This window comes from Stenotrophomonas thermophila (assembly GCF_001499715.1).
Lineage (GTDB): Bacteria > Pseudomonadota > Gammaproteobacteria > Xanthomonadales > Xanthomonadaceae > Stenotrophomonas > Stenotrophomonas hibiscicola.
In genome coordinates this window covers 1-20,564 of sequence record NZ_CVIW01000037.1, presented here as the reverse complement: position 1 = coordinate 20,564, position 20,564 = coordinate 1, and the positions used below count along the sequence as shown (strand labels likewise).

The following is a 20,564-nucleotide window of genomic DNA, read 5'->3' as shown; positions in this document are numbered from 1 at the left end:
GACTCTACAGACGACCGTCAGCCTTCGCGGGCGACCTGGAAACCGGCGAAGGACTGGCTGACCGGCATCAGCTCCAGGCGATTGATGTTCAGGTGCGGCGGCAGGCTGGCCACCCAGAAGATCTGTTCGGCGATGTCTTCAGCGGTCATCGGGTTGGCGCCGGTATAGAGCTTGTCCGATGCCGCCTGGTCGCCATGGGTACGCACCACGGTGAACTCGGTTTCAGCCATACCCGGCTCGATCGTGGTCACGCGCACGCCGGTGCCGTGCAGGTCCGAACGCAGGCCCAGCGAGAACTGGCTGACGAAGGCCTTGGTGCCACCGTAGGCGTTGCCACCCGGGTACGGGTAGACGCCGGCCACCGACGAGATGTTGATGATCGCGCCCTTGCGCTCCACCAGCTGCGGCAGCAGGCGATGGGTCAAGGTCACCAGCGCGGTGATGTTGGTGTCGATCATCGTGGTCCAGTCCGACAGCTTGGCGCTCTGTGCCGGCGCGGTGCCCTGTGCCAGGCCCGCGTTGTTGACCAGCAGATCGATCTGGCCGAACGCAGGCGGCAGTGCCAGCAGGGCCGCCTCCATCGCCACCGGATCGCGGATGTCGAAGGCGGCGGCGTGAACCACGTCCTTGCCGTAGCGCTCGACCAGCGGCTGCAGACGTTCGCCGCGGCGGCCGGTGGCGATCACCTTCCACCCGGCCTGGGCGAAGCGGTGGACGGCGGCGGCGCCGAAGCCGGACGTGGCGCCGGTAATCAGGACAGTGCGGGTCATCAGGCAACTCCAGGGGGAAAAACCGGACGCCCATTCTGGCACCGTCGGCCCGCCCCTGCGTTGCCGATGCCGGCTGACCACGCCCGAGGCGTGCGCGGCTCAGCGCACGCGGAATACCCGGGCCTTGGGCAGGTCTTCGTCGACCTGCAGGAACCAGCGCCCGGCAATTCCTGGAACAACGGCGATCTGCGGCGACTGCAGCACCTTGCGCAGCTTCATCTGCCCCTTCATCACCTGCCATTGCTGGCCGTTATCAAGGGTGAACAGCGTGCCGGGCTGCCAGCCTGCGACCTCTCCGACCACGCGTGCATTGACCGGTCCTTCTTCCAGGCCCAGATGCATTGCTGCCGGTGCCGGCACATTGGCAGGCAGCGGCGCAGCGGCGGGGGTCACCGCTGCCGTCGGCCCGGTGGCCGCGCGCTCTGCCTCGCGCAGTACCCGGTTCAGTGCCTGCAACTGCGCTGGACTGAGCCCGACCTCGGCCAGTTGGGATGCACTGAGGCGCCGCTCGACGGGTACGAAGCGGGCCTGGGCGAAGGCAGCGAAGCTGCTGACGAGCAGCAGTGCGGAAAACAGATACCGGCGCATGCAAGGGTCTCAGCGAACGAGTGCCCACGATGCTGCAGTTCGATGACACTCCGGTGACACGCCAGGGGCCGCTACAATTGGACCATGATCAACAATGATGTCCTGCGCAGCGTGCGCTACTCCCTGGACCTGGGCGACCACCACGTGGTGGCCCTGTGCCAGATGGCCGACCCGGCCTTCGCCGTGGAGACCGAGCAGGTGAAGGCCTGGTTGCGCCGCGAGGACGAAGCCGGTTTCGAGGCGATGAGCGACAGCGCGCTGGCGCACTTCCTCGATGGCCTGATCGTGCACCTGCGCGGTCGCGACGAGAACCAGCCGCTGCGGGCGGTGGAGACCCGCATCGACAACAACCTGGTGCTGAAGAAGCTGCGCGTGGCGTTCCAGCTGCGCGACGTCGATCTGATGGAGATCTTCGCCAGCGCCGGTTTCAATGTCTCCAAGTCGGAAGTGGGCGCACTGTTCCGCCAACCCGGGCACGCCAACTTCCGGCGTTGCCTGGACCAGATGCTGCGCAACTTCCTCAAGGGCCTGAGCCTGCGCCTGCGCGGCTGAGCACGGCCTCGACGAACGCCCGCGCCGCCGGTGTCGGCAGCCGCTGCCAGACCAGGTGCACGCGGCGGGTCGGGGTCGGCTGCAGCGGAATCCGCACCACGCCTTGAAAGCCTTCGGCAATCAACGCCGGCACGATGCCGACCGCCAGCCCATGGCGGACGAAGCGCTCGACCAGTTCCATCAGGTTGACCTCGAAGCGGACCGCGTGCGGCTGGCCGGCGGCGGCGAAGGCATCGTCGGTCTGCCGCCGCGCACCGGTGCCGCGCGGGAAGTCGACCAGCGCTTCATCCTGCAGTTCGGTCAAGGGCAGCCGCTTGCGCCGGGCCAGGCGGTGCGACGGCGCCAGCACCGCCACCAGGTCTTCTTCCTGCAGCATCTGGTGGCAGACCCCGTCCAGGCCGGCCGAGGGCGCCAACCCCACCAGTGCCACGTCCAATTCACGCGACTGCACCTGCGCGATCAGATCCTCGCTCTTGTCCACCCGCAGCTGGAACTCCACCTGCGGGTGCGCCTGCTGGAAGGCTGCCAGCATCGCCACCACGTCGATGCCGGTCAGCGAGGAAATCTGCCCGATCGCCAGCAGGCCACGCACCTCGCCACTCACCGCGGCCACGTCAGCGCGCAGGTGGCGCAGGCTGGCCAGCACCTGGCGTGCGTGCACCAGCAGCGCCTCACCGGCCGCCGTCGCCCGTACCTGGCGCGGCAGGCGTTCAAACAGCGGCGTGCCCAGTTCCTGCTCCAGGTAGGCAATCTGGTGGCTCAACGCGGACTGCACCACGTGGCAGCGTTCGGCGGCACGGGTGAAATTGCCCTCTTCGGCCAGGGCGACGGCAAATTCGAGCTGCTTGAGATTCATCCAGCTATCTCGTTTCCAGATGGCATGGATGATGATGATTCATTTCCATCATGGTCGCAGCAGGCGGACACTGTGCACCCCGCTTTGTGGAATACCGCGTGAGTCCGTCCCTCCCCCCCCTGCACCGCTGGCAGGTGCTGCTGATGTCGGTCGCCACCGGCGTGGCCGTGGCCAGCAACTACTATGCGCAGCCACTGCTGCATACCATTGCCGATGCCTTCGGTGTGCCGTTCGGCCAGGTCGGCATGGTGGTCACCGCCGCGCAGCTGAGCTATGCCGCCGGACTGATCCTACTGGTGCCGCTGGGAGACCTGTTCGAACGCCGGCGCCTGATCGTGGTGATGAGCCTGTTGTCCGCCGGCGGGCTGGTGATCAGTGCCTGTGCGCCGTCGCTGGCCTGGCTGCTGGCGGGCACCGCGATCACCGGCCTGTTCTCCGTGGTCGCCCAGGTGCTGGTGCCGTTCGCGGCCACGCTGGCCGCGCCGGAACATCGCGGTCGCGTGGTCGGCACGTTGATGAGCGGCCTGCTGCTGGGCATCCTGCTGGCACGTACCGTGGCCGGCCTGCTTTCCAGCCTGGGCGACTGGCGCCTGGTGTACGCGATCGCCGCTGCCACCCTGGTGCTGACCGCACTGGCATTGCAGCGCGGCCTGCCGCGCTTCCACCACAGCGCCGGCCTTGGCTACTTCGCATTGCTGCGCTCGATCGGCGTGCTGTTCGTGCAGGAACCGGTGCTGCGCCAGCGCACGCTGCTGGGCGCCTGCAGCTTCGCCATGTTCGCGATCTTCTGGACGCCACTGGCGTTCCTGCTGGCACAGCCGCCGTATGCCTACAGCGACGCCACCATCGGCCTGTTCGGGCTGGTCGGCGCGGCCGGCACGCTGGCGGCCGGCCTGGCCGGCCGCATGTCCGACCGTGGCCAGACCGGGCGTGCTACCGCCATCGCGCTGGCGCTGCTGCTGCTCTCGTGGCTGCCACTGGGGCTGTCGGCCCACTCGTTGCTGGCGCTGCTGGTCGGCGTGGTGGTGCTGGACCTGGCCGCGCAGCTGCTGCACGTCAGTAACCAGAACCTGATCTATGCACTGCAACCGGCAGCGCGCAACCGCCTCAATGCCGGTTACATGACCGGCTACTTCATCGGCGGTTCGCTGGGTTCGCTGCTGTCGGCGCAGGTCTACCAGCGCTTCGGCTGGACCGGCGTCTGCGTGGCCGGTGCTGCGGTGGCGGTGCTGGCCCTGCTGCTGTGGCTGCCCGGCGCGCTGCGTGCGCGCCAGGCCTCGGTGGCCGACTAGAAACTGCCCTGCAGCGCCAGCTCCCATCGTCCACCGGCATTGCCCGGGAACAGGCGCTTGGCCGCACTGTCGGTGTCATGCACGGTGGCACGCAGCTCCCATGCCGGGGCCAGCGTGGCAATGGCACTGAGCTGCCCATGCAGGTAGTCCGGGCCCTGCGCGGTGGCCAGCCAGTACTGGCCCACCGCCGCTTCCAGGCGGACGCGTTCGTGCAGCGGCACACGCACACCCAGCTGGGCGTAGGTACCGCGATGGCCACCGGCCAACGCATCGTTGGAATGGGCGACCTGCAACCAGGCGCGCTGCTTCCAGCTCACCGTGGTGTTGAGTTCGGTCCAGTCCAGCGCGCGGCCGGTGCCCGGGTACATGTAGCGGGTCAGGTTGGCTTCCAGTGTCCAGTCCGGGGCCAGCGCACCGGACCAGCCGGCCACCAGGTCGAACTCGCTGCGCGCGCCATTGTCCGGCTTGAACGAAACGTTGGAGCCCCACACGCTGGCGTACCAACCCGATGGGATCGAAACCTTCGCACCCGCCTGCACCGCCGGGTCGCCGTCGCTCTGCGAGCTGCCACGCCACACGTAGTCACTGGTCAACGCCGCACTGCCACTGACCTGTACCTGTGCCTGCGCGCTGCCGATCCCGAGCAGCCCTGCCAGGGCGGCCACCACCGCCGCCATCATCCCCTTGCTGTTCACTGCACTGTGTTCCTCGTCGAAGGCGGTCACGCCGCCGGGAACGCAGTGTCGAGGCGGTGGCCGTAACGGATCGAGGGTACGCCCGGGCCCGCGGCGCAAATTCGGCGTAAATCCCATGGATCGGGGCCACATGCCAGCGGCGCGGTATCATGGCGCCCTGTTTCCAGGAACCAACCGCGTGGACGCCATCCTGACCCCGGTATCGATCGGCGAGCTGATCGACAAGATCACCATTCTCGAGATCAAGGCCGAGCGCATCGACGATGCCGCCAAGCTGAGCAACGTGCGCACCGAACTGGACGGCCTGCTGCCGTTGCTGCAGCAGCAGCTGCAGGCTCAGCCGGCGCTGGCCGCGCTGAAGCAGCAGCTGAAGGCGATCAACGAGCGCATGTGGGACATCCAGGACCAGCTGCGCGACAAGGAAGCGGCCCAGGTGTTCGACGATGCCTTCATCCAGCTGGCACGCGGTGTCTATGGCACCAATGGCGAGCGCGTGCAGGTGAAGAACGAGATCAACCGCGTGGCCGGTTCGGCCCTGGTGGAAGAGAAGCAGTACCAGGGCGAGTAAGCCCGCTCATCCGCATTCGAGCAGGTGCCGGATGCGGAACAGCTCACCATCGCTGTGGATGCCCAGCTTCTCGTAGGCCGTCCGCTTCTGCGTGCTGACCGTACTGGCCGTGCGCCCGAAGCGCCGCGCCACCTCCCCGGTGGTGCAGCCCTGCAGGACCAGCCGGAGCACCTCGCGCTCACGTCGGCTCAAGGGCGTCAGCACCGGCGCCGGTGTGCGCCGCATGCGTGATCGGTTCAACTGCGTGCGCAGCTCGGGGGGCACGAAGCGGCCGCCACGGGCCAGTACCTCCACCGCGCGCCGCAGCATCGCCGGCGTGGTTCCCTTTGACAGAAAGCCGCGCGCGCCGGCCTGCATCGCCATGGTCACCATGCTGGCATTGCAGTGCGCAGACAGCACCAGCACCGGCAGCAGCGGCCAGCGCCGCGACAACAGCCGCAACAGGGATAGGCCCTGTTCGAGACCATAGGGCGCCAGCAGGTCGATCAGCAGCAGGTCGATGCCATCCGGCTGGCGCTGCAGCAGATCGAGCAGATCAGCTTCGCGGGTGAAGCTGCCGCAGACCTGTACGCCACCGTGCTGGCAAAGCACCACCTCCACCCCCAGACGCAGCACGGGATGCGGCGCAAGCATTGCCAAGCGGCGGGGCCGATCGAGGGGCAGAGCGGGAACGGCAGGTGGCATCACCATGGATCCGACGGTGCGAAGTGCCCACCGTAGGGCCGCGCCGGGAGCAGCGGAATCCAATTTATTGCAACGCAGCAGTGCCCCCGGAACATGCTCAGCTGCGGTTTCGGGTCCCCACAACGCAACAGGCCCGGCGTGAGCCGGGCCTGTCGAGGCATCTTCAGCGCGCAGGCGCGCCGAGTGTGCGATTACCAGCTGAAGCGCGGACCGACGGTGTATTCCTTGTCGCCGTCGCGGTTCATCTTCAGCTCGCCGTTCAGGCCCCAGTTCTGGTTCAGCTTGACCTGACCACCCAGGCGGCCGTACCACTGGCCTTCCGGATTGATGCCGTGCTTCTTCGAGAAATCTTCGTAGCCGACCATGCCGTAGACTTCGGCGTGGGCACCGAAGGCGGTGCGGATACCGGCTTCAGCGCTGTAGCCGTTGAAGTCCAGGCCGTGCTTCTGGTCGCGCTTCTGGTAGGCAACGCGAGCAACGAAGTCGGTGGTCGGAGCGATTTCAACGTTGTAGCCGGCGCCGATCTTCCACTGGTCCAGCTTGATGTTGGTGTGATCGATTTCCTGGCGGCTGTAATCACCGAAGGCGTGGAAGTTCGGCAGGAAGCCGTACGAGCCCTTCACGCCCCAGCCGTCGGCCTTGAACGCATCGATGTCGGTCTTGGCGTAGTCGGCTTCGGCATAGTTGTACGACAGGTTCTCAGCAGCCGAGGCGGTGAACGGCAGGGCAGCGGCCAGGGCCAGAGCAATCAGCGAATTCTTCATGGGGGTACACCTTTACTTTCTTATGGTGTGCAGCAGCGCCAGAGCGCCATCGCATCGGGAATGTAAATTCTCCGTTATTCGCCACAACGCTCCCTGAAAACAGCGGTCTTCGCATTGCTGAATTTTCTGGCTTGATTCAGGCTGTCTCTGGCATACGCGCGCGGCGCGCGTGCATTTGTCATCCGCACCGACTGCAACAGGAGGTTGCCTTGCACGTTTCCGATCCGCTGCTGATGCCTGTTCGCGCCGCCCTCCTGGCCTGCGCTTCCCTGTTTCCGATCCATGCCGCGCACGCGCTGCAGGCGGCTGACTACCAGCGCGCCGAACGCGTGCATGACAGTCATCTGCGCGGTGCGCTGCGCAATGCATCGGTCCTGCCCCACTGGGTGGCCGATGGGCGCTTCTGGTACGAACGCGAAGACACACAGGGCCGGCGCCAGGCGATACTGGTCGATCCAATCCAGGCTACGCGCCAGATCCTGTTCGAACCCGATGCGCTGGACGCCGCAGTTGCACCTCTGGGTGCCAGCGGGCCACGCCTGCGCTTGAACAACGTGCAGGTACTGGATGATGGCCTGCGCCTGCAGTTCAACGGCGAGGCGGAGATCAACTGCCAATGGCCACGCCTGCAGTGCACGGCCGCACAACAGGCGTTGCCGTCGGCTGATGCACTGCCGTCGCCCGGCGGTGATGCCTGGCTGCAGGTACGCGACCACAACCTGTGGCTGCAGCGCTCTGGAGCGGCGCCGCAGCTACTGACCCAGGGCGGTGAAGCTGGGCATGGCTATGGCGTACTGCCGGACTTCACCCTGCGCGGCATTCCACGCCGTCAGGGCCGGATGCCGACACGACCGTTTGCGGTGAGCTGGTCACCCGATGGCCGTTACGCAGCCGGCATCCGCTACGACGAACGCGCGCTGCAGGACTATCCCTATCTGGAAAGCAGCCCGACCCACAGCGCGCGGCCGCGCGTGCATACCGTGAAGCTGGGGGTGCTGGGCGATGCACAGCAGGTACGCGACAGCCTGTATGTGATCGATATCCCCAGCGGCAGGCAGCATGACGTCGCGCTGCCCGAGGGCTGGAACACGCTCAGCGAGGCCGGCATCCTGGGTTGGGACGGTGATCGGTTGTATGCCGTGATCGCGCACTTCGGCACACCGCGCAGGCTGCGCCTGGTGGAGATCGATGCCAACAGCGGTGCATTGCGTACGGTTCTGGAAGAAGCCAGCGACACTCGCCTGCAGCTCAACGTGTATTCCTACAACCGGCCCGCGGTGGCCATCCTGCCCGGGCAGGACACCGCCGTGTGGTTCTCGCAGCGCGATGGCTGGGGCCATCTGTACCGGGTGCGCCTGTCCGACGGCAAAGTGCTGCGCCAGCTCACCCGCGGCAAATGGGTGGTGCGTGACCTGCTGGGTGTGGACGCTGCGGGTGGCTGGGCGTACTTCAGCGCCGGTGGCGTCGACGGTGGCGACCCCTATGTGCGCGGCCTGTACCGGGTATCGCTGCAGGGCGGTCCGATCCAGCGCCTGGCCGCCGATGGCAACGACCACATGGCCGATGCCGGTACCGGCGCGCTGTTCGGGGCACGCGCGCCGCAGGCGCTGTCGCCTGGCGGCGGCCATCTGGTGGATACCGTTTCCCGTCTCGACCAGCCACCACGCACCGTGCTGCGGGCCAGCGATGACGGCCGTGAAGTGATGGTGCTGGAAACGGCCGATGACAGCGCAATCGTTGCTGCCGGTTGGCGCCCACCACGGCGCGAGCGGCTGCTGGCCGCCGATGGGCGCACGCCGATCTTCGCCACCGTCTACCTGCCTCGTGACTATCGCGATGATGGCAGCTTCCCGGTGATCGACGCGATGTACGGTGGTTCCTTCATCAGCAATGCGCCGGTGACCTACGCTGAGGCGGTGTCTGCCTTGAACCCGGTATCCCGCGCCAGCCTTGCCGAACTCGGCTTCATGGTGGTCAGCATCGATGCGCGCGGCACCGGTGGCCGCGACAAGGCCTTCCATGACAGCAGCTTCCTTCACGGCGCCGATGTGCAGCTGGATGACCATGTGGCCGCGCTGCGCCAGCTGGGCGAACGCTACCCGGGCATCGACCTGCAGCGGGTCGGCATCTATGGGCATTCGTTCGGCGGCTACAGCGCGGCGCGTGCCCTGCTGCGCTACCCCGCGTTCTACAGGGTGGCCGTGGCCTCGGCCGGCAGCCACAATTTCCAGGGCATGTACGGCGGCGCCCTGCACGGCATGGACCGGCTGTTCGGTGGCGTTGTGCCAGCTACAGCCATGGCCGATGGCGTGCCGGCGCCCTTTGCCGGTCTCGACAATGCGGCGCTGGCCAGCAACCTGCGCGGGCATCTGCTGCTGGTCTATGGCGAACTGGACGAGAACGCGCCGCCCGCGCTGACCCTGCAGCTGGCCGCGGCCCTGAACAAGGCCCAGCGTCGCTACGACCTGCTGTACCTGGCTCGACAGGACCACGAACTGTTCCGCAACGACGCCACCTATACGCACCGCATGTGGGACTACTTCGTGCGCCACCTGGCCGGCCAGCAGCCACCGGATACGGCGCTGGCCCCGCTCCCGGGTGGCTCGGGCTGAACAGGCGTACGCGGGATGTCGATCCCCGCCGCGCTGGTTCGTCGTGTACTTGAAGGCCGTGCATGTGGCACGGTCCATCCGGAGGCTGGCAATGAGCTACATCGATGGTTTCGTCCTGGCGGTTCCCACCGCCAACAAGGAGAAGTTCCTCGCCCATGCACGCACAGGAGATCCGGTCTTCATCGAGTACGGCGCACTGCGCGTGGTGGAGTGCTGGGGCGATGACGTGCCGCACGGCAAGACCACCGATTTCTTCGGCGCGGTGAAAGCCACGCCGGACGAGACGGTGGTGTTTTCCTGGATCGAATGGCCCGACAAATCGACCCGCGACGCCGGCATGAAGAAGATGATGGAAGACCCGCGGTTTGATCCAACGAAGAATCCGATGCCGTTTGACGGTGCGCGGATGATCTGCGGCGGCTTCGTGCCGATCTACGAACTGGCCCGCTGAACCGGGCGGACGTGCTCAGCGCGCGTCCGTTTCATCGCTGGCAGACGCATGGCCGGCGCCCAGTGCGGCGCCGGCGCCGAGGCCGACACCCCCCATGCCAGCGCCCATTCCGCCACCGCCACCTCCTCCACCCGCACGACCGCCTTTGGCATCGCCCTCGTTGCGGCCCTTGCCGCCGCCACTGGCGCCACCCGGCCGGGTCGGCCCCTGCGGCGGTATCTGCAGGTCGGCCGGAATCGGCGCCAGGTCCAGCGCTTCACGCACGAAGTCGCGCAGCGAGACCACCAGTTCGTGGGTATGTACCGGCCGCCCCTGTGCCAGTTCATTGGCAGCGCGCGCAGCCAACCGCACCTGTTCGTCGGTGCCCAGCAACAGGATGTCCGACAACGCCGCTTCCACGGCATCACGGATGCGGCGCGCGCGATCCGAGCGGGGCTCGGCGATGCCTTCGGCATCTTCGCGCTGGCGAAGGTCACGGCGATGGCTGGGATCCACACCCAGTTCGCCGGTGAACGAACCGCCCAGGGTCTTGTAGGCCGCCATCAGCGTGCGCAGCCGTTCGTTGATCTGCCGGTTCTCGCGCTCGCGGCGCTGCTGCAGGGTCTGCATCACCAGCAGGCGGATGCCCACGCCCAGCAGGGTGATCAGGACCAGGCCGGCCAAGGTGGACAGCACGCCCTGCCAGGAACTGAAGTCAATACCGCGCATGCCCGGGGCTCCAGCAGGAAGAACCTGCATCTTGCTCCAGACCGTGTCCCTGAAACGCGAAAGGCCCCACCACCCGGGGGTGGCAGGGCCTTCGGTCACGGCGCGATTACTTGCGCTTGGCGACCTTGCGCACGGCCTTCTTGGCCGGAGCCTTCTTGGCGGCGACCTTCTTCAGCGGCGCAGCCTTCTTGGCAACCGTCTTGCGGGTGGCGGCAACCTTCTTGCCCACTGCCTTCTTGGCAGCGGCGGTCTTCTTGCCGACGGCCTTCTTGGCGACGGCAGCCTTCTTGCCGACAACCTTCTTGGCGGCCGTGGTCTTCCTGGTGGCGACCTTCCTGGTGGCGGAAACCTTCTTGCCGACAACCTTCTTCGCAGCCACGGCCTTCTTGCCAGCAACCTTCTTGGCGGCGACGGTCTTCTTGGCCACGGACTTCTTGGCGGTAGCGACCTTCTTGCCGACAACCTTCTTGGCGGCCGCGGTCTTCTTGGCAACGGTCTTCTTGGCGACGGCAGCCTTCTTGGTGGCGGCCTTCTTCACGGTAGCGACCTTCTTGCCGGCAGCCTTGGTGGCGGCCTTGGTGGTCTTCTTGGCAGCGGCGGCCTTCTTGGTCACAGCCTTGCCTGCAGATGCCTTCTTCTTGGCCACTTCCTTCTTCAGGGCAGCGGCTTCGGCCTTGGCGTTCTTCTTGGCCGCTTCCAGCTTCTTCTTGGCGTTGGCAACGGTCTTGCCGACCGACTTGGCGGCCTTCTCGGCCTTTTTGGCAACGGTCTTCTCGACCTTGGCCACGGCCTTCTTGGCCTTGGCAACGCGGGTACCGGCAGCCTTGGTCGCGCGCTTGACGGTCTTCTTGACCGACTGCACTGCGTCTTCGGCAGCGTGGGCGATGGTCTCGCCAACGTTGGTGGCGGTTTCTTTGACGTTCTCGACGGCGTCGGTCACGACCGACACACCATTACCGTTGCTCATGTTGCCCTCCTGGGGGCCTTAAGTATCAAAACGGGGCGATGCTATACCGACATTGACGATCGTGGAACGGGGCACGCACGAGCAATCGCATCTGATGCGACGGCAATGGTGTAGTCGGGTACCCTCGCGAGTACGATGTGTTGACGGGAAACCCCTTTTTTTCAGTGCTGCGCCGCACGATGCGGGCAGCGGCAGGGGCTGCGTGCGCACATCCGCCCGGACGTAGCGAAAGGCATGCGATATGGCGCATCGCGGCATCGGGATGCGCAGAACTGCGCAAGCATCGGCCGCATACCCACGCGCTTGGGCAGACGTCGGCACAGTGCGAGGAACCTCCGGCGTTGCCGCCTGCGGCCCACGGTAGGGATGCTGGTCCGGGTTCCGGGCATGGCGTTTTCATGGCGCATTTATCCATATCGCGACACACTCATTCAGCTTGTTCTACCGTAGGGCCGTACCGCCCCCACCCACGCCAGCGAACCGACTCCCATGCGACCGCTTCCTACCCTGCTCACGCTCGCAATCGCCGCCGCCTTCGGTGGCTTCGTTGCCACCGGCATCAATGCCCACATGGACAACCGTGCCGACGCCGCGCCGCTGCCGGCGGTGTTGCCGACCACGGCGGCCTTGCCGGCTTCGGTGGCCGGTCAGGCGGTACCGTCGCTGGCACCGATGCTGGAAAAGGCAATGCCGGCGGTGGTCAGTGTCAACACCAAGCAGGTGGTGCGCGTGCGCAACCCCTTCTTCAACGACCCGTTCTTCCGCCGCCTGTTCCCGGACATCCCACAGGAACGCATCAACGAATCGCTGGGCTCGGGCGTGATCATCGACGCCAAGGAGGGGCTGGTGCTGACCAACCACCATGTCATCGACAACGCCGATGACGTACAGGTGACACTGGCGGACGGGCGCACGGTCAAGGCCGAGTTCCTCGGCTCGGACCGCGATACCGACATCGCGCTGATCCGCATCCCGGCGCAGAACCTGACCGACATCAAGCTCGGCAACAGCGACCAGCTGCGCGTAGGCGACTTCGTGGTGGCCATCGGCAACCCGTTCGGCTTCAGCCAGACCGTTACCTCGGGTATCGTTTCGGCGGTGGGCCGCAGCGGCATCCGCGGGCTGGGCTACCAGAACTTCATCCAGACCGATGCGTCGATCAATCCGGGCAACTCCGGTGGCGCGCTGGTCGACCTGCAGGGCCAGCTGGTCGGCATCAATACCGCCAGCTTCAACCCGCAGGGCAGCATGGCCGGCAACATCGGCCTGGGCCTGGCGATTCCTTCCAACCTGGCGCGCAGCGTGGTCGACCAGCTGGTCAAGCACGGCGTGGTGGTGCGCGGCACGCTGGGCGTGGAAAGCCAGAACCTGACCGCGCAGATCGCGCAGGGCCTGGGCCTGGGCGAAACCCGCGGTGCGCTGATCACCCGCGTGCTGGCCGGTTCGGCCGCCGCCGCAGCCGGGCTGAAGCCGGGCGACGTGGTGGTGTCGGCCAACGGCCAGCGCGTGGACAGCGCCGAGGCCCTGCACAACGTGGAAGGCCTGGCGGCCGTCGGCAGCGCGATGACGCTGGACGTACGCCGCGAAGGCAAGCCACTGCAGATCAAGGCGACACTGAAGGAACAGGCGCGCGCGGTCACCGGTGAGAGCCTGGACCCGCGCCTGACCGGTGCGACCTTCGTCGACCTGCCCGAGTCACTGCGCCAATCCGGTGTCGGCGGCGTGCTGGTCAGCGAGGTCAAGCGCGGCAGCCGCGCTGCCAGCAACGGCCTGCAGCAGGGCGACATCATCACCGACGCCACCGTGGGCGAATTCGCCGACCTGGCCAGTTGGCGCGCCAACTTCCAGCAACGCCCGCCGACCCTGGTGGTGCGCGTGCTGCGCAACAACGGCCAGCAGCAGGGCCAGCTCGTGATGCGCTGATCGCCCTGCCGTAACACCCCCTATACCCCGGCAATGCTATTGCTGTCAGTCCAGGTCGGCACCGCCGACGCCGTTCCCCCATCGCAACAGGAGTGATTCGATGAGCCCCACCAATACCGAGAACCTGAAGGAACACCTGGGTGAAGCCGGTTCCCACCTGAAGCAGGCCGCCAGCGCCGCCGGCGGTGCGATCAAGGGCGCCACCGGTGCCGCGACCGACGAACTGCGCATCGGCAAGGCCAACGTCAAGGCTGAACTGTCCGACAGCGCACTGTCCGGCCTGGCCGCTGCCGAGTTTGGTGGTGCCGCCGCCAAGGAGCAGGTCGATGCGCTGATGGACAAGGGCAAGGACCTGATCGACAGCGCCGCCGAGTTGATCCGTGAGCGTCCGCTGGCCTCATTCGGTGTTGCCTTCGCTGCCGGCTGGATCATCGCCAAGCTGGCCCGCGGCAGCAGCGACAAGTAAGCCGCGGCGTGAGCGAAGACAACGCGCAAGCCCCTGATCCGGCGGCTACCCCGCCGCTGGATGAGAGCATCCGCCAGGTCGGCGCGGCCGGTCGTGCCGCTGCCGACTCGGCCAAGCACTCGCTGCGTTCGCTGCGCCGGTTGGCCTCGGCCGACTTCGCGCTGGCACGCAGTGCCTTCGGCCGCGCGCTGGCCTGGGCCGGCGTGGCGATCGTATTTGGTGCGTCGGCCTGGCTTCTGATGGCCGCCACCCTTATCGCGCTGCTGCAAAGCTGGGGCCTGAGCTGGCTGCAGGCACTGCTGATCACCTCGCTGCTGAGCCTGGCCGTCACCGGTTATGCGATCTGGCGGGTGTCCTACTTCTTCCACCACACCGGCATGCACGCCACCCGGCGCCAGCTGTCCCGCCTGGGCCTGTTCGACGAGCCCAGCGAAGACGACCCCGATGCCGATGTGGAGCTGCCAGAGGGCAAGCCATGAAGTTCGGTGCGCTGCAGCGTCGGGTGAAGCGCTGCGAACAGGTGGTAACCGTGCGTCTGGTCGAGACCCAGGACCACTGGTCCACGCTCGGCCAGGTCTGGCGCCAGGGCTGGTCGCCACTACGCATCGTGGTAGTGGGCCTGGCCGGTGGCTTCATTGCCGGCAAGCTGGAAATGCCGGGCAAGGTCAACGGTGCGCGCTGGCTGCAGATGGTGGGTTCGGTCTCGAACCTGTTCGCCAGTGCGCAGGCGGCGTTCGCCACGGCGATGGCGGCGCAGGCGGCGGCCACCGCCGACGATGCGGCCGAAGAAGCCGGCGATGCCAGCGAACAGGCACACGCAGCGGCCTCCGCCGCTGACGCACGGCCCGCAGCGGCAGCGCGAGCTGTGCCGGAGCCGGAGCCGGAACCGGACCTGCGCGAACCGCGCCCGGCCGAGGCGGCCACCGAGCTGTCCGAACGTTGATCCCTGGAATCCGCCGCGCCGGTCGCGGCCGGCGGATAATGCGCTCCCCCTTCCGGCTGATGCGTCGATGAGCGAGTCCTCCCTGTCCCCGTCACCGGCCGGCCACGACGCATCCGAGGCACCGCTGCCGCCCCCGTCGCGCCCACGCGGACCGATGTCGCTGGTGGTGCTGGCGACCCTGGCCGTGGGCTATACGCTATGGGCGGCGCAGGACATCATCCTGCCGGTGCTGCTTGCGATGTTCTTCGCGCTGGTCGGCAATCCCATTCTGCGCCTGCTGCAGAAGCTGTGGATCCCGCGCGCGCTGGGCGCGCTGTTGATCCTCGGTGCGGGCCTGGGCGTGACCGGTTCGCTGGCCGTGCAACTGATCGGACCGGCGATGGAATGGGCGCAGGAAGCACCGCAGCAGCTGCGCAAGGTCGCCCGCCAGGTGCAGAACCTGACCAAGCCGGTGCAGCAGGCCAACCAGGCGGCGGAAAACTTCGCCCGTGTGGCCGGCGGTGACAGCAACCACAAGGTGCAGGTGATCCGCACCCAGCTCGACGACCCCTACCGCATGCTGACCCGTGCACCGCGGCTGGCTGCCTCGGTGTTGGCCGTGGTGCTGCTGACGCTGTTCTTCATGATCTACGGGCAGAGCCTGCAGCGCGCGGCGATCGCCCTGTTCCCCAACCGCCAGCAGCAGCGCTTCACTACGGACATCCTGCGTTCGATCGAACGCGAGGTCTCGCGTTACGTGCTGACCATCAGCGTGATCAACACCTTGGTCGGACTGGTGTTCGCCGGCGTGCTGATGCTGCTCGGTATCGGCCTGCAGGAAGCGCTGCTGTGGGGCACGGTGGCCGCGCTGCTGAATTTTGCGCCGTATGTGGGTCCGCTGATCGGCGTGGCGCTGATGCTGTTGATGGGCTTCGTCGAGTTCCGCGACACGCTGCAGGCCCTGCTGCCCGCAGCCGCCTACCTGGGCCTGCACACACTGGAAGGGCAGATGGTGACCCCGATCGTGCTGGGCCGTCGGATGAAGCTGTCGCCGCTGGTGCTGATCCTGGCGCTGATGGTGTTCGGTTGGGCCTGGGGCATGATCGGGCTGCTGCTGGCGGTGCCGCTGCTGGTGTGCATCAAGCTGGTGCTGGCACGCCTGGACGGCATGCAGGGCTGGGCACGCCTGCTGGAGTGAGGGCATCAACAACGGATGGACGCAGGTGGCGGAACCAGAAACAGGGACGAAGTGGCAGACTATGGCGCCCTACCCGGATGGATCCGCTCGGATGAACTCTCTCGCCACGCGTTGCCTTGCCTTGGCCTGCATTGCCGCTCCCGCGTTCGCCGCGACACCGCCGACTGCCGATCAGGCGCGCACCCAGCTTGCTGAGGCGGTTACCTGCAAGCGGCACCTCACGCCCATGCAGTTCGACGCCATGGCCCGGATGCTGGCACCGGCCCCGGCAAGGGCGCAGGACGGCGAATCCAGCGGCGAGTTCCGGCTGACCACGCCCTTGATGGTGCTGGGCCAGCCCGTGAACCGGCTGCAGTCCTATGACGGCGACAGCGGCGAGGATGGCATCGACAGTTTCACCGCGTACTTCAGCTCGGCCAGTGTGGAACAGGTCGCGGCACTGGCGAAGATGTCCGACCCGGTAGCAGGCACCTACACGAAGGAAGTTGGCCGGCACAACCTGGACGTGCAGCAGTTCGACGGCCAGACCACCATCGCCTGCTCGTACAACCTGCGCTGACCCGGCCCAGCCACAGTGCCCCCGCCCGCCACGTCGCATGAAAGCCCGCGCGGGCAGGGGTAGAATGGCGGGGTGAATTTCCCCGTCCAAGCCATCACCCTCGACCTTGACGACACGCTGTGGCCGTTTGCTCCGATCGGCGCCCGCATCGAACAGGTCCTGCACGCCTGGATGTGCGAACACAGCCCCGCTACCGCCGCGATGTATTCGGTGGAGGCGATGCGCGAACTGCGCGAGCGGCTGTACCACGCCCATCCGCACCTCCACCACGACCTGAGTGCGCTGCGCCGGCTGACCCTGCACGAAGCACTGCACACCAGCGGTGCCAGCCTCGATCTGCTGGAGCCTGCGTATGAAGTGTTCTACGCCGCACGCAACCAGGTGGAGTGCTATCCCGATGCGATCGATGCACTGGCACGGATTGCCGCGCGGGTTCCGGTGGCGGCGCTGAGCAACGGCAATGCCGACCTGGAACGGGTCGGCCTGGCCCATCATTTCGCCTTCCAGCTGGGTGCGCGCGAACACGGCGCGGCCAAGCCCGAAGCCAGCATCTTCCACGCTGCCTGCACCCGACTGGGTGTCGCGCCGGCACAGGTACTGCACGTCGGCGATCATGCCGACATGGACGTGGCCGGGGCGATTGCCGCCGGCCTGCGCGGGTGCTGGATCAACCGCGAGGCAGCCACCTGGACCCATCCGCAGCTGCAGCCGGACCTGCAGTTCGACACCCTCACCGGCCTGGCCGACTGGTTGGATGCCAACCTCGACGCCGCCGCACTCCGGAGTACCTGACGCATGAGCGAGATCACTGGTTTCACTGCCGACACCGCCGCAGCGCTGCCGCTGTACGTGCTGGACCGCGAGCAGTTCGCCGCCTGGAAGGACGGCCAACCGGCCGCTACCCAGGCCTGGCTGGCATCGCAGGGCTTCACCGCCGGTGCCTTCACCACGGCGTTGCTGCCCGGCGCCGATGGCCTGTCCGGAGCGGTGATCGGTGTGGGTGATCGCGCCGATGCCTACAGCTATTCGCATGCCCCGCATGCCCTGCCGGAAGGCAGCGTGTGGCAGCTGGCCAACGAACTGCCGGCCGCCGAACAGGCGCTGCTGCAGCTGGGCTGGGGCTTGGGCAGCTACCGCTTCGACCGCTACCGCAAGCGCCACCGCGCACCGGCGCAACTGGTAGCCGCGCCGACCGGCGAGGTGGCCGACCTGATCACCGCCAGCCTGCGCGTGCGCGACTGGGTCAACACTCCCACCGAAGATATGGGCCCGCAGCAGCTGGAAGACGCTGCCCGCGCCTTGGCCGCTGCGCACGGCGCGCAGGTCGAGGCGATCACCGGTGACGAACTGCTGAAGCAGAACTTCCCGGCCATCCACGCCGTGGGCCGCGCATCGCACCGCGCGCCGCGTCTGGTGGTGCTGCGCTGGGGCAAGGACACCGATCCGTCGCTGGTGCTGGTCGGCAAGGGCGTCTGCTTCGATACCGGCGGCCTGGACATCAAGCCGGCCGACGGCATGCGCAACATGAAGAAGGACATGGGCGGCGCCGCGCATGCGCTGGCCCTGGCCGGCCTGGTGATGGCACGCGGGCTGCCGGTACGTTTGACCCTGCTGGTGCCGGCGGTGGAAAACGCGATCGGTCCGGAGGCGTTCCGCCCGGGTGAAGTGATCGCCACCCGCAAGGGCCTGAGCGTGGAGATCGACAACACCGACGCCGAAGGCCGCGTGATCCTGTGCGACGCATTGACCTTCGCCGGTGAGCAGAAGCCGGACCTGGTGCTGGACTTCGCCACCCTCACCGGTGCCGCGCGCATCGCACTGGGCCCGGATCTGCCAGCGCTCTTCAGCAACGATGACACGGTGGCCCAGCAGTGGCTGCAGGCCGGTGACGCGACCCGCGACCCGGTCTGGCGCATGCCGCTGTGGCGCCCTTACCTGCGCTACCTGAGCAGCGGCATCGCCGACCTGGCCAACGCCGGTTCGCGCATGGCCGGCTCGGTGACCGCCGCGCTGTACCTGGAGCGCTTCCTGGAAGACGGCCAGCGCTGGGCGCATCTGGACGTGTACGCCTGGAACGACGGCGAACGCCCGGGCCGTCCGGCCGGTGGCGAGGCGCTGGCCCTGCGTTCGGCGTGGGCGATGCTGAAGGCGCGCTACAGCTGATCGGGTGGGTGCCGACCTTGGTCGGCACGCCGTCCCCGGCAAACTTGACGAAAATTTGAATACCGGGCCTGGAAGGGTTCTGCGAGGATGTGTGGGTCGACCACCCACACGCTCCGTGAAGGCAGGACTCCGACCATGTCGCTCTTCCGCTACACCCGTGCCGGCCAGACGGCGGGCGCACCGCGCAGGCATTCGCCGCTGCTCTGGATCGCACTGATCGCGCTCATTCTGGGTGCCGTCGCGCTGGCCTTCGCCTGGCTGGCCGGCTGGATTGGAAACCGCCTCACCGCGCAGCGCTTCACCGATACCATCGAGGCCACCGGCCCGGCCCACCCGGGCTTCCGCCGCGCGCACAGCAAGGGCATCTGCGTGAGCGGCTGGTTCGAACCCAGTGCGCAGGCCCGCACCCTGTCCAGTGCACGGGTGTTCTCGCAGCGCCGCGTGCCGGTGATGGGCCGCCTGTCGATCGGCGGCGGCGACCCGTACGGCGCCGACAACACTGCACGCGTGCGCAGCCTCGCGGTGCAGATGGTCAGCGATGATGGGCAGGAATGGCGCATGGCGATGAACAGCTTCCCGTTCTTCGCGGTGCCCAGCGCCGAGGCGTTCTACGAGCAGACCCGCGCTTCCATTCCCGACCCGGCCACCGGCAAGCCCGACCCGCAGAAGATGGCTGCGGTGCTGGCGAAGTACCCCAGTGCGCAGGCCTTCCAGCAGTGGGCCAAGACGGCGCCGTGGACCAGCAGCTGGGCCGACACCACCTTCAACAGCGTCAACAGCTTCTGGTTCACCAATGCGCAGGGCCAGAAGCGCGCGGTGCGCTGGCGCTGGCAGCCGCAGGCGCCGGTGGTGGAGATGGATGCGGAAACGCGCAAGCAGGCCAGCGTCGATTTCCTCAGCCAGGAACTGCAGCAGCGCCTGGCCAACGGCCCGGTGCGCTGGAACCTGGTCGTGACCACCGCCGAGCCCGGCGATGCCATCGATGATCCGTCGGTGCCATGGCCCGAGTCGCGTGACCAGGTAGTGGCGGGCGTACTCAGCGTGGACCGCATGCAGTCGCAGGAACAGGGTGTCTGCGGTCAGATCAACTTCGATCCGCTGATCCTGCCCAGCGGCGTGCGCGGCAGTGACGATCCGATCCTGGCCGCCCGCTCGGCGGTGTATTCGCAGTCCTTCAACCGTCGCGAACGCGAGCGCGCCAGCGGCAATGTCGAGCAACCGAAGGAGGCCGCACGATGAACACCGGCAACGGCCACTTCAACCTGCTGGCGCGGGTGCTGCACTGGTCCATGGCGCTGATGATCATCGCCATGCTGTTCGTCGGCGTGACCATGGTCGCCTCGTTGCATCTGCGGCCGATGCTGATCGATCTGCACCGCCCACTGGGTATCGCCATCGGCGTACTGGTGCTACTGCGCCTTTACAACCGCCTGCGCCACCGCCCGCCGCCGCTGCCTTCCGACCTGCCCGCCTGGCAGGTGCTGGCAGCAAAGGCCTCGCACTGGATGTTGTACGCGCTGATGCTGGCGATGCCGCTGATCGGCTGGGCGATGCTGTCGGCCGGTGGCTACCCGATCGTGCTGTGGGGCGGCCTGCACCTGCCGCCGATCGTGCCGCATACCCCGGCGCTGTATGCCGCGTTGCGTAATGCGCACAGCCTGTTGGCGTATGTGTTGTTCGCCACGGTATTGATGCATGTGGGGGCGGCGCTGTTCCATTTGTGGGTGCGGCGGGATGGCGTGTTCCAGGCGATGGCGCGCGGGAAGAATTGATAGGATTCGCCGGGCGTTCCCGGCGGATTGTTTCCGCGACCGCGGAGGGGTGTC

General features: G+C 67.3%; 23 protein-coding genes. 15 read left to right on the top strand and 8 right to left on the bottom strand.

What is annotated here, in order from left to right; all coding sequences use genetic code 11:
* Positions 1-17: 17 nt before the first annotated feature.
* Together BN1263_RS15170 and BN1263_RS15165 are read right to left on the bottom strand one after the other, a co-directional pair.
* Complete coding sequence (locus BN1263_RS15170; protein WP_021204746.1) at positions 18-770, bottom strand: SDR family NAD(P)-dependent oxidoreductase; 753 nt, start codon at positions 768-770, stop codon at positions 18-20.
* Positions 771-869: 99 nt separating this feature from the next.
* On the bottom strand, positions 870-1,358 hold the full coding sequence (locus BN1263_RS15165) for a hypothetical protein (RefSeq protein WP_058982288.1): 489 nt from the start codon (positions 1,356-1,358) through the stop codon (positions 870-872).
* 84 nt (positions 1,359-1,442) lie between these two features.
* Here BN1263_RS15165 and BN1263_RS15160 point away from each other — a divergent pair, with 84 nt between their 5' ends.
* Positions 1,443-1,910, top strand: coding sequence for a YehS family protein (locus tag BN1263_RS15160; protein ID WP_058982286.1), 468 nt, complete (start codon positions 1,443-1,445; stop codon positions 1,908-1,910).
* On the opposite strand, the gene BN1263_RS15155 is transcribed toward BN1263_RS15160, so the two are convergent.
* Positions 1,879-2,766 carry a LysR family transcriptional regulator gene (locus BN1263_RS15155; protein ID WP_058982284.1) on the bottom strand — a complete coding sequence of 296 codons (888 nt, stop codon included), beginning with the start codon at positions 2,764-2,766 and terminating at the stop codon, positions 1,879-1,881. The two genes, BN1263_RS15160 and BN1263_RS15155, sit on opposite strands and share 32 nt — an antisense overlap.
* Positions 2,767-2,909: 143 nt before the next feature.
* On the opposite strand from BN1263_RS15155, the gene BN1263_RS15150 reads away from it, so the two are divergent.
* Positions 2,910-4,058, top strand: coding sequence for an MFS transporter (locus BN1263_RS15150; RefSeq protein WP_194445614.1), 1,149 nt, complete (start codon positions 2,910-2,912; stop codon positions 4,056-4,058).
* On the opposite strand, the gene BN1263_RS15145 is transcribed toward BN1263_RS15150, so the two are convergent.
* Complete coding sequence (locus BN1263_RS15145; protein WP_058982292.1) at positions 4,055-4,753, bottom strand: TorF family putative porin; 699 nt, start codon at positions 4,751-4,753, stop codon at positions 4,055-4,057. The two genes, BN1263_RS15150 and BN1263_RS15145, sit on opposite strands and share 4 nt — an antisense overlap.
* A gap of 178 nt (positions 4,754-4,931) precedes the next feature.
* Between BN1263_RS15145 and BN1263_RS15140 the strand changes: the two genes are divergently transcribed.
* The gene (locus BN1263_RS15140; RefSeq protein WP_080398841.1) at positions 4,932-5,321 is read left to right on the top strand and encodes a DUF6165 family protein; all 390 of its coding nucleotides are present in this window, start codon (positions 4,932-4,934) and stop codon (positions 5,319-5,321) included.
* Between the two features lie 6 nt (positions 5,322-5,327).
* Here BN1263_RS15140 and BN1263_RS15135 read toward each other — a convergent pair whose 3' ends face one another.
* Both BN1263_RS15135 and BN1263_RS15130 read right to left on the bottom strand, forming a co-directional pair.
* Positions 5,328-6,005: a response regulator gene (locus tag BN1263_RS15135; protein ID WP_058982290.1), complete on the bottom strand. Its 678-nt coding sequence runs from the start codon at positions 6,003-6,005 to the stop codon at positions 5,328-5,330.
* Positions 6,006-6,196: 191 nt separating this feature from the next.
* Positions 6,197-6,769, bottom strand: a complete 573-nt coding sequence (locus BN1263_RS15130) for an OmpO family porin (protein ID WP_021204739.1) — start codon at positions 6,767-6,769, stop codon at positions 6,197-6,199.
* A gap of 209 nt (positions 6,770-6,978) precedes the next feature.
* Between BN1263_RS15130 and BN1263_RS15125 the strand changes: the two genes are divergently transcribed.
* Positions 6,979-9,381: a S9 family peptidase gene (locus BN1263_RS15125; protein WP_058982280.1), complete on the top strand. Its 2,403-nt coding sequence runs from the start codon at positions 6,979-6,981 to the stop codon at positions 9,379-9,381.
* A 91-nt stretch (positions 9,382-9,472) separates the two neighbouring features.
* Positions 9,473-9,832 carry a DUF1428 domain-containing protein gene (locus BN1263_RS15120; protein ID WP_058982278.1) on the top strand — a complete coding sequence of 120 codons (360 nt, stop codon included), beginning with the start codon at positions 9,473-9,475 and terminating at the stop codon, positions 9,830-9,832.
* A gap of 15 nt (positions 9,833-9,847) precedes the next feature.
* On the opposite strand, the gene BN1263_RS15115 is transcribed toward BN1263_RS15120, so the two are convergent.
* Entirely contained in the window at positions 9,848-10,540 is a 693-nt protein-coding gene (locus BN1263_RS15115; protein ID WP_010486925.1) for a hypothetical protein, read from the bottom strand.
* Positions 10,541-10,646: 106 nt separating this feature from the next.
* Positions 10,647-11,507, bottom strand: a complete 861-nt coding sequence (locus BN1263_RS15110; RefSeq protein WP_058982276.1) for a hypothetical protein — start codon at positions 11,505-11,507, stop codon at positions 10,647-10,649.
* A gap of 489 nt (positions 11,508-11,996) precedes the next feature.
* On the opposite strand from BN1263_RS15110, the gene BN1263_RS15105 reads away from it, so the two are divergent.
* The 10 genes from BN1263_RS15105 (at position 11,997) to BN1263_RS15060 (ending at position 20,510) form a co-directional block, all read left to right on the top strand.
* Complete coding sequence (locus BN1263_RS15105; RefSeq protein ID WP_019661805.1) at positions 11,997-13,430, top strand: Do family serine endopeptidase; 1,434 nt, start codon at positions 11,997-11,999, stop codon at positions 13,428-13,430.
* 100 nt (positions 13,431-13,530) lie between these two features.
* Positions 13,531-13,896 carry a hypothetical protein gene (locus BN1263_RS15100; protein WP_010486932.1) on the top strand — a complete coding sequence of 122 codons (366 nt, stop codon included), beginning with the start codon at positions 13,531-13,533 and terminating at the stop codon, positions 13,894-13,896.
* Positions 13,897-13,904: 8 nt separating this feature from the next.
* Positions 13,905-14,375: a phage holin family protein gene (locus BN1263_RS15095; RefSeq protein ID WP_019661806.1), complete on the top strand. Its 471-nt coding sequence runs from the start codon at positions 13,905-13,907 to the stop codon at positions 14,373-14,375.
* Entirely contained in the window at positions 14,372-14,839 is a 468-nt protein-coding gene (locus BN1263_RS15090) for a hypothetical protein (RefSeq protein ID WP_058982272.1), read from the top strand. The genes BN1263_RS15095 and BN1263_RS15090 overlap by 4 nt, the downstream gene beginning before the upstream one ends.
* Positions 14,840-14,906: 67 nt before the next feature.
* Positions 14,907-16,016, top strand: coding sequence for an AI-2E family transporter (locus BN1263_RS15085; protein ID WP_058982270.1), 1,110 nt, complete (start codon positions 14,907-14,909; stop codon positions 16,014-16,016).
* Between the two features lie 91 nt (positions 16,017-16,107).
* Complete coding sequence (locus BN1263_RS15080) at positions 16,108-16,575, top strand: hypothetical protein (protein WP_032961458.1); 468 nt, start codon at positions 16,108-16,110, stop codon at positions 16,573-16,575.
* A 72-nt stretch (positions 16,576-16,647) separates the two neighbouring features.
* Complete coding sequence (locus BN1263_RS15075; RefSeq protein ID WP_058982268.1) at positions 16,648-17,367, top strand: HAD family hydrolase; 720 nt, start codon at positions 16,648-16,650, stop codon at positions 17,365-17,367.
* A 3-nt stretch (positions 17,368-17,370) separates the two neighbouring features.
* Positions 17,371-18,738: a leucyl aminopeptidase family protein gene (locus tag BN1263_RS15070; protein ID WP_019661811.1), complete on the top strand. Its 1,368-nt coding sequence runs from the start codon at positions 17,371-17,373 to the stop codon at positions 18,736-18,738.
* A 135-nt stretch (positions 18,739-18,873) separates the two neighbouring features.
* Entirely contained in the window at positions 18,874-19,977 is a 1,104-nt protein-coding gene (locus BN1263_RS15065; protein ID WP_058982266.1) for a catalase family peroxidase, read from the top strand.
* On the top strand, positions 19,974-20,510 hold the full coding sequence (locus BN1263_RS15060) for a cytochrome b (RefSeq protein WP_058982264.1): 537 nt from the start codon (positions 19,974-19,976) through the stop codon (positions 20,508-20,510). The genes BN1263_RS15065 and BN1263_RS15060 overlap by 4 nt, the downstream gene beginning before the upstream one ends.
* Positions 20,511-20,564 lie beyond the last annotated feature (54 nt).

Bases quoted from the DNA above. Each gene is read 5' to 3' on its own strand.
- BN1263_RS15080 (WP_032961458.1), top strand. From the start codon at position 16,108: ATGAACTCTCTCGCCACGCGTTGCCTTGCCTTGGCCTGCATTGCCGCT.
- BN1263_RS15085 (WP_058982270.1), top strand. From the start codon at position 14,907: ATGAGCGAGTCCTCCCTGTCCCCGTCACCGGCCGGCCACGACGCATCC.
- BN1263_RS15170 (WP_021204746.1), bottom strand. From the start codon at position 770: ATGACCCGCACTGTCCTGATTACCGGCGCCACGTCCGGCTTCGGCGCC.
- BN1263_RS15155 (WP_058982284.1), bottom strand. From the start codon at position 2,766: ATGAATCTCAAGCAGCTCGAATTTGCCGTCGCCCTGGCCGAAGAGGGC.
- BN1263_RS15130 (WP_021204739.1), bottom strand. From the start codon at position 6,769: ATGAAGAATTCGCTGATTGCTCTGGCCCTGGCCGCTGCCCTGCCGTTC.
- BN1263_RS15135 (WP_058982290.1), bottom strand. From the start codon at position 6,005: ATGCCACCTGCCGTTCCCGCTCTGCCCCTCGATCGGCCCCGCCGCTTG.
- BN1263_RS15100 (WP_010486932.1), top strand. From the start codon at position 13,531: ATGAGCCCCACCAATACCGAGAACCTGAAGGAACACCTGGGTGAAGCC.
- BN1263_RS15065 (WP_058982266.1), top strand. From the start codon at position 18,874: ATGTCGCTCTTCCGCTACACCCGTGCCGGCCAGACGGCGGGCGCACCG.
- BN1263_RS15105 (WP_019661805.1), top strand. From the start codon at position 11,997: ATGCGACCGCTTCCTACCCTGCTCACGCTCGCAATCGCCGCCGCCTTC.
- BN1263_RS15110 (WP_058982276.1), bottom strand. From the start codon at position 11,507: ATGAGCAACGGTAATGGTGTGTCGGTCGTGACCGACGCCGTCGAGAAC.
- BN1263_RS15115 (WP_010486925.1), bottom strand. From the start codon at position 10,540: ATGCGCGGTATTGACTTCAGTTCCTGGCAGGGCGTGCTGTCCACCTTG.
- BN1263_RS15160 (WP_058982286.1), top strand. From the start codon at position 1,443: ATGATCAACAATGATGTCCTGCGCAGCGTGCGCTACTCCCTGGACCTG.
- BN1263_RS15150 (WP_194445614.1), top strand. From the start codon at position 2,910: ATGTCGGTCGCCACCGGCGTGGCCGTGGCCAGCAACTACTATGCGCAG.
- BN1263_RS15165 (WP_058982288.1), bottom strand. From the start codon at position 1,358: ATGCGCCGGTATCTGTTTTCCGCACTGCTGCTCGTCAGCAGCTTCGCT.
- BN1263_RS15070 (WP_019661811.1), top strand. From the start codon at position 17,371: ATGAGCGAGATCACTGGTTTCACTGCCGACACCGCCGCAGCGCTGCCG.
- BN1263_RS15120 (WP_058982278.1), top strand. From the start codon at position 9,473: ATGAGCTACATCGATGGTTTCGTCCTGGCGGTTCCCACCGCCAACAAG.
- BN1263_RS15090 (WP_058982272.1), top strand. From the start codon at position 14,372: ATGAAGTTCGGTGCGCTGCAGCGTCGGGTGAAGCGCTGCGAACAGGTG.
- BN1263_RS15060 (WP_058982264.1), top strand. From the start codon at position 19,974: ATGAACACCGGCAACGGCCACTTCAACCTGCTGGCGCGGGTGCTGCAC.